Annotated in this window: 9 protein-coding genes and 3 tRNA genes; all 12 read left to right on the top strand. The window is 58.2% G+C overall.

What is annotated here, in order from left to right; genetic code table 11:
* The first annotated feature begins 399 nt into the window (after positions 1-399).
* The 12 genes from QP981_RS10105 (at position 400) to rpoB (ending at position 11,545) form a co-directional block, all read left to right on the top strand.
* A tRNA-Thr gene (locus tag QP981_RS10105) sits at positions 400-472 on the top strand.
* 39 nt (positions 473-511) lie between these two features.
* Positions 512-585 (top strand) — tRNA-Met (locus QP981_RS10100).
* Positions 586-688: 103 nt separating this feature from the next.
* Positions 689-761 (top strand) — tRNA-Trp (locus QP981_RS10095).
* Positions 762-1,189: 428 nt separating this feature from the next.
* A complete protein-coding gene (secE, locus tag QP981_RS10090; RefSeq protein ID WP_016422041.1) occupies positions 1,190-1,498 on the top strand; it encodes a preprotein translocase subunit SecE in 309 nt (102 codons plus the stop codon).
* 191 nt (positions 1,499-1,689) lie between these two features.
* Positions 1,690-2,559 carry a transcription termination/antitermination protein NusG gene (gene nusG / locus QP981_RS10085; protein WP_284857917.1) on the top strand — a complete coding sequence of 290 codons (870 nt, stop codon included), beginning with the start codon at positions 1,690-1,692 and terminating at the stop codon, positions 2,557-2,559.
* Positions 2,560-2,897: 338 nt separating this feature from the next.
* Complete coding sequence (rplK, locus tag QP981_RS10080; protein ID WP_016422043.1) at positions 2,898-3,335, top strand: 50S ribosomal protein L11; 438 nt, start codon at positions 2,898-2,900, stop codon at positions 3,333-3,335.
* A gap of 101 nt (positions 3,336-3,436) precedes the next feature.
* Positions 3,437-4,141: a 50S ribosomal protein L1 gene (gene rplA, locus QP981_RS10075; RefSeq protein ID WP_016422044.1), complete on the top strand. Its 705-nt coding sequence runs from the start codon at positions 3,437-3,439 to the stop codon at positions 4,139-4,141.
* A gap of 253 nt (positions 4,142-4,394) precedes the next feature.
* Positions 4,395-5,027 (top strand): hypothetical protein, encoded by a 633-nt coding sequence (locus tag QP981_RS10070; protein WP_147765949.1) that lies wholly within the window; start codon positions 4,395-4,397, stop codon positions 5,025-5,027.
* Positions 5,028-5,414: 387 nt separating this feature from the next.
* A complete protein-coding gene (gene rplJ, locus QP981_RS10065; RefSeq protein ID WP_016422046.1) occupies positions 5,415-5,927 on the top strand; it encodes a 50S ribosomal protein L10 in 513 nt (170 codons plus the stop codon).
* 124 nt (positions 5,928-6,051) lie between these two features.
* Positions 6,052-6,435 carry a 50S ribosomal protein L7/L12 gene (gene rplL, locus QP981_RS10060; RefSeq protein ID WP_016422047.1) on the top strand — a complete coding sequence of 128 codons (384 nt, stop codon included), beginning with the start codon at positions 6,052-6,054 and terminating at the stop codon, positions 6,433-6,435.
* Positions 6,436-6,658: 223 nt separating this feature from the next.
* Entirely contained in the window at positions 6,659-7,624 is a 966-nt protein-coding gene (gene pgfA, locus QP981_RS10055) for a cell envelope lipid trafficking protein PgfA (protein WP_049170045.1), read from the top strand.
* A 432-nt stretch (positions 7,625-8,056) separates the two neighbouring features.
* Positions 8,057-11,545, top strand: coding sequence for a DNA-directed RNA polymerase subunit beta (gene rpoB, locus QP981_RS10050; protein ID WP_042388391.1), 3,489 nt, complete (start codon positions 8,057-8,059; stop codon positions 11,543-11,545).
* Positions 11,546-11,668: the final 123 nt, after the last annotated feature.

Genomic DNA, 11,668 nt, shown 5'->3' with positions numbered 1-11,668 from the left:
AGCTATTCTTTGGTGATTTGTGGTGTGTGGTCTGGGGTTATGGTGGCATGCGGACACACTTTTCTTTACTTAACCCGATGCGGGGCAGGGGTTTGGGGTAGGGGCTCGAGTGAGGGGCTCTGGATTAAGCGGGGCAGGGGCTCGAGTTAGAGGTCAGCCACTCATCGATGAGCTATTCACTTATGGTTCCGCTGGGGCTCATCGATAAGTGAATAGATTATCCATAAGTGCGCGCCAAATGTCTGCAAACATGACAAGAAATACCGCTGCCTACCTGCTGATTTGTGCTTAGTGGTGATTTCGGGTTAATCTTTGCAAGGCTTCACGGAGAGCACAGAACGAAACAAAGCGGTCAACAATTGGCCACGGAGTTACGTGCTGAGTTCAACGGATGCTGATGCCCCCTTAGCTCAGTCGGCAGAGCGTTTCCATGGTAAGGAAAAGGTCGACAGTTCGATTCTGTCAGGGGGCTCTGTTCTTTTATACGGACTTATGTCCGGTAGAGAATAGGGGCGATGTAGCTCAGATGGTGAGAGCGCACGACTCATAATCGTGAGGTCGGGGGTTCGATCCCCCCCATCGCTACTACGGACAGTGATGTTCGTCGAACCCCGCCTTGATTATGCAGCAATGCAGTAAGGTGGGACATTGTCAGCTAAGGACTGAAAAGTTCTTTCGCTGGTGGTGAAGGGGCGTGGCTCAATTGGTAGAGCAGCGGTCTCCAAAACCGCAGGTTGCAGGTTCGAGTCCTGTCGCCCCTGCAAGTACCCGTCATCCAGGGCGTATGAAAATGCGTCTGGGTGGCGGGTTTTTCGTTTATGTTCGGTGGCGGTGGGGCAATGCGAGTTACTGACTGCGTTTATGACAAAAATGGCTCGAAAAATGGCTTGAAAGTGTCATAAACCCATACAGTTTCACATTTGCAGCCCCAGCGAGCAGCCCGAGCGAGCAGCCCGTAGCTCTTTGGGGTTGTCAGAATCGAATCTCGAAGCCTGCGGTTCCCACGAAGGGCATTTCTTCGATAGTGTGGATTATCGGCTAGAATTTACGCACTGAACCAGACTTGCTCTGCACAGTGGGGGCTTGGCTCCGGAGAACTTCCCCGGAGTTTGCCCTTGAAGAATTCACGTTTGAGTTTCACTGTGCAGTATCTTTAGGTCTCATATGCACGAAGTAGCGAAGGAGCATCGTGTCTGAGGAAAACCAGACTTTCCAGGCGGCGGCTCGCCCGTCCGGTAAGCGCCAGGCGACGGGCGCGCAGACCACCGTGGCGAAGAAGCCTGCGCGTGAGAAGGAGACCAACGAGCTTTCGACTCGTAACCCTTTGGTTTTCATCAAGCAGGTTGTTGACGAGCTGCGCAAGGTGATTTGGCCGACCGGCCGCCAGATGGTCACCTACAGCATCATCGTGATCCTGTTCCTGATTGCCATGATTGCTCTCGTGTGGGGCGTGGACACGCTGGCCGGTCTGGGTGTCCGATCGGTGTTGGGTAAGTAATCGGTTATACTGTTTCGCAGTGATGCTTTTCATCCCGCCTCCGAGTTCCGGACGGCGGGATTATTCGTTAGCGCAGCTGGTGTCTGGCTGTGCGAATTGATTGCGGATGGCATATTGGCTCTTAAGGCTCTTTAGGCGAAGATGCCAATGTCGCGAACCGTTGATGTAGATACAAGAGGGGTTAGCACGACATGAATGATGGTCAGAATATTTTCTCCGACGCCCAGTCCGCGGATGCTGCCGCAACTGAGCAGGATGCGCAGGACGCACCGGCTCAGGTAGAAGCTCCGGCCGAGGGTGCAGCCGCAGCCGCAGCCGACGCAGCCGCAGCTGACTCTGCTGCAGCAGAAGCAGCGCCGGCAGAGGAGACTGCCGCTGACGCTGAGGCACAGGCAGCTGCTGACGCAGATGCCGAGTACCGTAAGCGCCTGCGCGAGTTCCAGCGTGAGCTCAAGCGTCGTCCGGGCGACTGGTACATCATCCAGTGCTACTCCGGCTACGAGAACAAGGTGAAGACCAACCTGGAAATGCGCGCCCAGACCATGGGTGTCGATGAGCAGATCCACGAGGTCATCGTTCCGGTTGAGGAAGTCGAAGAGCGCAAGGACGACGGCAAGAAGAAGATCGTTAAGCGCAAGCTGCTGCCGGGCTACGTTCTGGTTCGTATGAGCCTGGATGACCCGTCCTGGTCCGTCGTCCGCGACACCCCGGGTGTTACTTCCTTCGTCGGTAGCGAGGGCCAGCCGTCCAAGGTCAAGATTCGCGAGGTCGCTAAGTTCCTCATGCCGAAGGAGACCATCACCGCGGACGCCGCTGAGGAAGCTGCAAACGCCGACGGTGAGCTGGCTGTCGCAGCGGCGCCGCAGGCGGAGAAGAAGGCCGTCGCCATCGACTACGAGGTCGGCGAGTCCGTCACCATCCTGTCCGGTCCGTTCGCATCTGTGGCTGCGACCATCTCCGAGATCGACCCGGACACCGGCCGCATGAAGGCTCTGGTTTCCATCTTCGGCCGTGAGACCCCGGTCGAGCTGGGCATCGATGAGGTCGAGAAGCTGAACTAGGCCCGACCTCAAGCCAGGCGCAGAGCCAAGCGGAGAGCACCGCCAAGCCAAGCGCCGAGCAAGGCACCAGCTAGCTCGCTCGCGCAACCAATCCGGTAACGGATTTTGATGCACGCCATACGCTGCGGTAACGTAGCCAGGCGTGCATTTTTGTGCCTTGAGCACAGATGCGCCAAGTAATTCGTATCCCCGGTGGCTGGCACCAACTCGATGACCAGCGCCAGCGGCCATGATGGTCGAGGGCGCAAGGGTCGTCGTAAAGCGTCGGCATCCGGACGGGGTGAGTCGCCTTTTCATCGGGGCGGCGTGCCCCGGTAACTAGGAAGTAGGTTAATCCGATGGCTCCGAAGAAGAAGCTTTCTGCGATTATTAAGCTGCAGATTCAGGCTGGTCAGGCTAACCCGGCTCCGCCGGTTGGTCCGGCACTGGGTGCTCATGGTGTCAACATCATGGAGTTCTGCAAGGCTTACAACGCAGCAACTGAGAACCAGCGTGGCAACGTTGTCCCGGTTGAAATCTCTGTCTACGAAGACCGCTCCTTCACCTTCGTTCTGAAGACCCCGCCGGCAGCTAAGCTGCTGCTGAAGGCCGCTGGCATTCAGAAGGGCTCTGGCGTTCCGCACACCAACAAGGTCGGTTCCGTGACCTGGGAGCAGTGCAAGGAAATCGCCGAGCTGAAGAAGCCGGACCTGAACGCTAACGACATCGAGATGGGTGCACGCATCATCGCCGGTACCGCTCGCTCCATGGGCATCACCGTCGAGGGCGCAAAGTAAACCGTCAGCGTTTAGCTGCTCCTTCATCAAGTGGTAGGGCCAGCTTCGGCCCGCTACACACCACAATCCAACCATTTCACTTAATTGAGATTGGACTTTTCATGAGCAAGAACTCTAAGGCATACCGCGCCGCCGCCGAGAAGATCGACGCCGGCCGCATCTACTCTCCGCTCGAGGCCGCTAACCTGGCCAAGGAGACCTCCTCCAAGAACTACGACGCCACCATCGACGTTGCCATCCGCCTGGGCGTTGACCCGCGCAAGGCTGACCAGCTGGTTCGCGGCACTGTCTCCCTGCCGAACGGCACCGGTAAGACCGTCCGCGTTGTCGTCTTCGCTGCTGGCGAGAACGCCACCAAGGCTGAAGAGGCCGGCGCTGACTTCGTCGGTTCCGAGGAGCTGATCGAGAAGATTCAGGGCGGCTGGACCGACTTCGACGCTGCTATCGCTACCCCGGACCAGATGGCCAAGGTTGGCCGCGTGGCTCGTATCCTCGGCCCGCGTGGTCTGATGCCGAACCCGAAGACCGGCACCGTTACCCCGGATGTCGCTAAGGCTGTCACCGAGATCAAGGGCGGTAAGATTTCCTTCCGCGTCGACAAGGCTGCAAACCTGCAGGCTGTTATCGGTAAGGCTTCCTTCGACGCTGAGAAGCTGGCCGAGAACTACGGTGCGCTTATCGACGAGCTGATGCGCCTCAAGCCGTCCGCTGCTAAGGGTAAGTACCTGAAGAAGATCACCGTCTCCGCCACCAACGGCCCGGGCATCCCGGTTGACACCAGCGTGATCAAGGACTACACCGCCTAAATCAGCATCAGCCGATAGGCGAGTGTGCTCTTCACGAGTCACTCGAGAGTGACTCTGAGCAAAGCTCTTTAAAACCGCCGCCGCGCGCACTTTCCAGAGTGTGTGAGGTGGCGGTTTTGCATTGGCATAAGGGGTATCGATAGCGCGGTGGGGGCTTGGGCGCGGTAGACGTCGTAAAGCGAATTGCTAATCCAAACAACTAATCCAGGCGAAATGGACTCACAGCCAAAGTTTGTTGCTTAAAATCGCGACTATGACGTTAATTTTGGAACCCGAAGAAGGGCTGGAGGCGCTCGGCGAGATTAATCGCCTGGCGCAGCTCGACGACGGTTCCGGAATTATTGAACCGCAGCTCATCTCGTATCTCGACTCGTTGGGCGACGACGCCTATGACATGCCCTGCCTGCGCATCGCGGGACAGACTCTGCTGGGCGAGGTACTGACGGGGCTAGGGGAGGACGAGCGCGTAGCTGAGGTCCTTCGCCGCAATATCCAGGACTCTGTGGTGCTTCCGGGGATGAGTGAGGAGGAAGCTCTACAAGCTCGGGCGGCGCAGGTCGTGGTCGTGCGGCTGTTGCGCATCATCGCGCGGATGGAGGCCGTCGAGCTGCGTAATGTCGTGGCGCAGCAGTGCCTGGCATCGCAGATCCCGCCGGTTGTGCGCGTGGCACTGACACTCACCGTGGATATTCTCGACGCCGCCAGATTGGACGCACATCCCGACGACATGGTGCGCGTGGTGCTCGACTACGCCGACCAAGTGCTCTGGCTTGCCGACGACGACCTGAATGCGTACTTTGCCGAGCTCGAGATGATTGTCCAGCAACGTGAGAAGGACCTGGAGTTCGGCCGCTTCGGAGAGCCAGGTCCGGCGCGGTTTGGATAGGCGATTTGGTTAATTGCCAGGGTCTGGTATAAAGTTTCTTCACGAAGTTTGACCGGCTTCCAATCGGTACCAACATCGAGTTGGGAAGATGGAGGTTGGTACTCAAGTTTCACCGAAGACCGTCGGTCATTCGCTTTGAAAGAAGCGGATTGAAGGTTTCATTGTAGGAATACAGTGAGCGGCCCACGCAGGAGGACTTGGAAGCGCTTGCGCAGTTTGACTTCACCTGTTGTCCTTGCGGTCGGCGGAGTTGAAGCGGAACATGCCACAAGAATTGTGCGCCCCATCCTTGTGCGAGGATTGGGGCGTTTGTTGTATTTGCGCAACAGAATCCTTTACTTGGCCGAGCGGAAAATTGCAAAGACCAGGAAGGAGGCGAGAGTACACATGGCAGCAAATGCTGAGAAGATTGCAGCTGTTGCAGCGCTGAAGCAGGACGTCGAAGAGTCCAACGCTATCGTGCTGACTGAGTACCGCGGCCTGTCCGTTGCGGAAATCACGGAACTGCGTCGCGCCCTCGGTGCTGATGTTAAGTACTCCGTCGCCAAGAACACCATGATCAAGATCGCTGCCGACGAGGCAGGGATTGAGGGTCTTGATGAGCACCTGAACGGCCCGACTGCAGTCGCCTTCATCAAGGGCGAGGCTGTGGATGCGGCTAAGGCGATTAAGAAGTTCGCCGGTGACAACAAGAACCTCGTGATCAAGGGCGGCTACATGGACGGTGCTGCAATGGATGCAGCACAGTTCGAGGCTCTTGCGGATATGGATAACCGTGAGACCACGCTGGCAAAGCTGGCTGGTGCCTTCAATGGCGTTCTGGCGAACGTCGCTGGCCTGCTCGACGCTCCGACCTCCTCGGTTGCCCGCCTTGCTGCGGCACTCGAGGAAAAGAAGTAATCCCGAGCGGCTCGCGATCTACGCGAACTAAATCACGCGAAAAACTTTTCAATATCACTTTGACGGCTTCGACCCCAGGGATCTCTGAGGGGAGCGGCCGCACCACACTCATAGGAGAATATCCATGGCTAAGTACACCACTGAGGAACTGCTCGAGGCTTTCAAGGAAATGACCCTCGTTGAGCTCACCGAGTTCAAGAAGGCTTTCGAGGAAGAGTTCGACGTTACCGCTGCTGCTCCGGTTGCAGTTGCTGCTGCAGGCGCTGCTGGCGGCGAGGCTGCTGCTGAGGAGAAGGACGAGTTCGACGTCGTCCTCGAGGACGCTGGCGCTAAGAAGATCGGCGTTATTAAGGCTGTCCGCGAGATCGTCTCCGGCCTGGGCCTGAAGGAGGCTAAGGAGATGGTTGAGTCCGCTCCGAAGGCTATCCTGGAGGGTGCTTCCAAGGACGACGCTGAGGCTGCTAAGGCTAAGCTGGAAGAGGCTGGCGCAAAGGTTGCCCTCAAGTAATTCAATTACTTGCCTCGGCCCCGGTAGTGGCCTAAAGCTACCAATTATGACCGCCAATTCTGGGCTTCGTGCCCGGCGTTGGCGGTTCTTTTGTTTCTGGGGCCTTTGCTAACCCGCCTGACCCGGGCAAAACCTCACTAATCTCACCCGTCACAGGGAGTTGAGGCAAAAACCAGCCCACTCATTGTCTTGATTACCCTTATTGGCCTGTAAAGTATCTAACATGCTCTCACGGCCGAGAATTTTGTCTATCCTTCTGTTGGGTCTAGGCACCGCACTGCTTGCTGCTGGCATTTTGCTGCCCAAAGTGCTCAATGTTGATCCCAAAATGCCGCTTGACCTGCCGCCGGTGTCGTATACCCTGCGGGCGGAAGACGGCGTATCCACCAGGATTAACGAAGAGGGCAAGCGGGAAGAAGTGCACTCGCCGCTGCAGCGACAGCTTCACGGCGTGCTCATCGAACCCGCGGATGCGGACAAGGTTTCGCTCCGCGTCGGCGTGACTGAAATGCGTGAGCTTCCCCCTGAGGTTATCGGCACCGACCCGCTGACGGAGCTTATCGAGGCCAATATCTGGACAGTTACCATCGACCGACTCACCGGCGAGGCGCTGGCTCCTGCGACGCTTGTCGACCGCATGGCGGGCGTTCCACGGTCAGTGGCTTTCGAGGGGAACTGGGTGAAGCTCCCGGCCGACACGGAGGAAAAGGAATACCTGATCTTTGATGATCTCCTCCACGATTCCTTGCCGGCAAAGTTTGTCGGGGAAGAGGAGCGCGGTGGTAACCGTGTCTTGCATTTCCGTCAGGACATTGAGAAGACGAATCTCGCCCAGAAGTACCGTTCTTATGTCTCTCAGCTAACCCAGGATGACAAGTCCGGCTTCCTCCAGTACCAGGGCACCCGTGATTTGTGGGTTGAGCCGAAGTCTGGCTCGGTCATCGATATGGCCGAGGACATCCACCTTTGGTGGGAGACCCGCGACGGCGAGCCGATCATGGACTACCTGCGCTTCAACGGCAAGATGGACGAAGGCCTTTCCAATCAGCTTCTCTTTGGCGCAATACAGAATTTCCAGCGCCCAGCTCTAGAGCCGTGGTCAATCGGCCTCATTGCGTCCGGTTCAATTCTGGTATTCATCGCAATCGTGGGCATCGTGCGTCCTTCGACCCGTCGTAAAGCAGAGTAACGCTTTACGACGGCCATAGCGCCCAGGCCTCATCGTTATATCGGTAACGGGTGAATGCGACACGCCCGATTTGTCAAGTTGTACTAGACAACTGCCAGTTTTTGATATAGGCTAAATCGTTGCGCTGGAATTAGTGTATCTGTCGCCAGCTCTTTTATAGTTTGCGCTCGGAGCGCGGGGCTATTATGTAGCACCGTTTTTCGTGCATCTAGCTGTTAAAGGAGTTGCTGCGGCGCCGCCGTTAGGGCTCGGGGCTCGCCTTTAAAGGCTGGTCTTGGAGGCCAAGTGGCGGGGGAATCACTTTCGTGTGTGACCAAAGGTTAGACGCAAAGTATCCCGGTGCGCAACAGAAATAATTCCTGCAACTTGAATCGCGTATAAACCAAGCGGGCGGAGCGCACCACCGGTTGCCGGTGTGCTCCACCGCGTGAGGTGCTGGAAGGACGCATCTTGGCAGTCTCCCGCCAGACCAAGGCAGTAACCGGTATTCCCGGAGCTTCGAAGAGGTACTCGTTTGCAAAGATTCAGGAGCCGATTGCGGTTCCTGGTCTGCTCGACCTGCAGCGTGAGTCTTTCGCATGGCTCATTGGCACGCCTGAGTGGCGTGCTCGTCGCCAGGAGGAGCTCGGAGAAGACGCTCGGGTTACCAGCGGTCTCGAAGATATTCTAGAAGAGCTCTCTCCGATCGAGGACTACTCCCAGAAGATGTCCCTGACGCTGTCGGACCCATGGTTCGACTCCGTCAAGAACACCGTGGATGAGTCCAAGGATAAGGACATCAACTACTCGGCTCCCCTCTACGTCACCGCGGAGTTCACCAACCGCGAGACCGGTGAGATTAAGAGCCAGACCGTCTTCATCGGTGACTTCCCGATGATGACGGACAAGGGTACGTTCATCGTCAACGGAACTGAGCGTGTCGTTGTTTCTCAGCTGGTGCGCTCTCCGGGCGTCTACTTCGATGAGACCATCGACAAGTCCACCGAGCGCCCGCTGCACTCGGTGAAGATTATTCCGTCGCGCGGTGCGTGGCTGGAGTTCGACGTCGACAAGCGGGACACCGTCGGCGTTCGTATTGACCGTAAGCGTCGCCAGCCGGTCACGGTTCTGCTGAAGGCTTTCGGCTGGACCACCGAGGAGATCAAGGAGCGCTTCGGCTTCTCTGAGATCATGATGGCCACCCTGGAGAAGGACGGTGTTGCAAACACCGACGAGGCTCTGCTGGAGATTTACCGCAAGCAGCGCCCGGGTGAGCCGCCGACGCGCGAGTCCGCGCTGGCTCTGCTGGAGAACAACTTCTTCAAGCCGAAGCGCTACGACCTGGCTAAGGTCGGTCGCTACAAGGTCAACCGCAAGCTGGGTCTGGGCGCTGATGCCTCCGGCGAGATGGTTCTGACCGAGCAGGATATTGCTACCACCATCGAATACCTTGTGCGCCTGCACGACGGCGAGAATGTTATGACCTCGCCGGAAGGTGTCGAAATCCCGGTTGAGACCGACGATATCGACCACTTCGGTAACCGTCGTCTGCGTACCGTAGGCGAGCTGATTCAGAACCAGGTCCGCGTGGGGCTGTCCCGCATGGAACGCGTGGTTCGTGAGCGCATGACCACTCAGGACGTGGAGTCGATCCAGCCGACCACCCTGATTAACGTGCGCCCGGTTTCCGCGGCTATCCGTGAGTTCTTCGGTACTTCCCAGCTGTCCCAGTTCATGGACCAGAACAACTCGCTGTCGGGTCTGACCCACAAGCGTCGTCTGTCCGCACTGGGCCCGGGTGGTCTGACCCGTGACCGTGCTGGCCTTGAGGTTCGAGACGTTCACCCGTCCCACTACGGTCGTATGTGCCCAATTGAGACCCCAGAGGGTCCGAACATTGGTCTGATTGGTTCGCTGTCCTGCTACGCACGCGTGAACCCGTTCGGTTTCATTGAGACTCCGTACCGTCGCGTCCGCGATGGTGTCATCACCGATGAGGTCGACTACCTCACCGCTGATGAGGAAGACCGCTACGTCGTCGCGCAGGCCAACACCCCGATCGACGAGAACGGCCACTTCGTTCAGGAGACCCTGTCTGTTCGTAAGAAGGGTGGTGACGTCGAGTCCGTCCGCGCCGATGAGGTCGACTACCTCGATGTTTCCCCGCGTCAGATGGTCTCCGTGGCTACCGCCATGATTCCGTTCCTCGAGCACGACGACGCTAACCGTGCCCTGATGGGTGCGAACATGCAGCGCCAGGCTGTGCCGCTGCTGCGTTCGGAGGCTCCGTTCGTCGGTACTGGTATGGAGCAGCGTGCTGCTTACGACGCCGGCGATGTCATTGTCGCTTCGGCCACCGGTGTGGTCGAGACCGTGTCGGCAGACTTCATCACCATCATGGATGATGAGGGCCAGCGCCACACCTACCTGCTGCGCAAGTTTGAACGCACCAACCAGGGCACCTGCTACAACCAGAAGCCTCTGGTTGACGAAGGCCAGCGTGTTGAGGCCGGCCAGGTCATCGCTGACGGTCCGGGTACCGACAACGGTGAGATGGCACTTGGTAAGAACCTGCTCGTGGCATTCATGCCGTGGGAAGGACACAACTACGAGGACGCCATCATCCTGAACCAGCGCATGGTTGAGGAGGACATCCTGACCTCGATTCACATCGAGGAGCACGAGATTGATGCCCGCGACACCAAGCTGGGTCCGGAGGAAATCACCCGTGACATCCCGAACGCATCCGAGGAGATGCTGAAGGATCTGGATGACCGCGGTATCGTCCGCATCGGTGCCGACGTTCGCGACGGTGACATCCTGGTCGCTAAGACCACGCCGAAGGGCGAGACTGAGCTGACTCCGGAGGAGCGCCTGCTGCGCGCTATCTTCGGCGAGAAGTCCCGCGAGGTCCGTGACACCTCCATGCGTGTTCCGCACGGTGAGTCCGGCAAGGTCATCGGCGTCCGCGTCTTCTCCCGTGAAGACGATGACGACCTGGCACCGGGTGTCAACGAGATGGTCCGCGTCTACGTTGCGCAGAAGCGCAAGATCCAGGACGGCGACAAGATGGCAGGTCGCCACGGTAACAAGGGTGTTATCGGCAAGATCCTGCCGCAGGAGGACATGCCGTTCCTGCCGGACGGCACCCCGGTCGACATCATTCTGAACACCCACGGTGTTCCGCGTCGTATGAACATCGGCCAGGTCCTCGAGGTTCACCTCGGCTGGCTGGCGAAGGCCGGCTGGAGCATTGAGGGCGACCCGGATTGGGCTAAGCGTCTTCCGGCAGACCTGCACGACGTTCCGTCCGACTCCCTGGTCGCAACCCCAGTGTTCGACGGTGCTGAGAACGAGGAGCTCGCTGGTCTGCTCGCGTCGTCCCGCCCGAACCGTGACGGCGAGGTGCTGGTCAACGCTGACGGTAAGGCCACGCTGTTCGACGGCCGCTCTGGCGAGAAGTTCCCGTTCCCGGTTTCGGTGGGCTACATGTACATGCTGAAGCTGCACCACCTGGTCGACGAGAAGATTCACGCTCGTTCCACCGGTCCGTACTCCATGATTACCCAGCAGCCGCTGGGTGGTAAGGCCCAGTTCGGTGGTCAGCGCTTCGGTGAGATGGAGGTGTGGGCAATGCAGGCATACGGCGCTGCCTACACCCTGCAGGAGCTGCTCACCATCAAGTCCGATGACGTGGTTGGCCGCGTCAAGGTCTACGAGGCAATCGTGAAGGGCGACAACATTCCGGATCCGGGTATTCCGGAGTCGTTCAAGGTGCTTCTGAAGGAACTGCAGTCGCTCTGCCTGAACGTTGAGGTCCTTTCGGCCGACGGCGTTCCGGTTGAGTTGGGCTCCTCCGACGATGAGGAACTCGACCACGCGACCGCATCCCTCGGCATTAACCTGTCCCGCGATGAGCGTTCCGACGCTGACTCCGCATAGTTTCTCGCTTAACGACGAAACATTGCGTGAGTATCAGGGTCGGGAAGCCCTAACTCGCGAATAACCCAACACAGACGACAACGTACAAAAACCTCCGCAGAGAATTTGGTTTCCGCATTACTT

It is taken from the genome of Corynebacterium sp. MSK047, assembly GCF_030232285.1.
Taxonomy (GTDB): Bacteria; Actinomycetota; Actinomycetes; order Mycobacteriales; family Mycobacteriaceae; genus Corynebacterium; species Corynebacterium jeikeium_D.
The sequence above is the reverse complement of the archived record's forward strand: the minus strand, read 5'-3'. Positions and strand labels throughout refer to the sequence as shown.

Bases quoted from the DNA above. Each gene is read 5' to 3' on its own strand.
- nusG (WP_284857917.1), top strand. From the start codon at position 1,690: ATGAATGATGGTCAGAATATTTTCTCCGACGCCCAGTCCGCGGATGCT.
- rplK (WP_016422043.1), top strand. From the start codon at position 2,898: ATGGCTCCGAAGAAGAAGCTTTCTGCGATTATTAAGCTGCAGATTCAG.
- rplA (WP_016422044.1), top strand. From the start codon at position 3,437: ATGAGCAAGAACTCTAAGGCATACCGCGCCGCCGCCGAGAAGATCGAC.
- QP981_RS10070 (WP_147765949.1), top strand. From the start codon at position 4,395: ATGACGTTAATTTTGGAACCCGAAGAAGGGCTGGAGGCGCTCGGCGAG.
- rplJ (WP_016422046.1), top strand. From the start codon at position 5,415: ATGGCAGCAAATGCTGAGAAGATTGCAGCTGTTGCAGCGCTGAAGCAG.
- rplL (WP_016422047.1), top strand. From the start codon at position 6,052: ATGGCTAAGTACACCACTGAGGAACTGCTCGAGGCTTTCAAGGAAATG.
- pgfA (WP_049170045.1), top strand. From the start codon at position 6,659: ATGCTCTCACGGCCGAGAATTTTGTCTATCCTTCTGTTGGGTCTAGGC.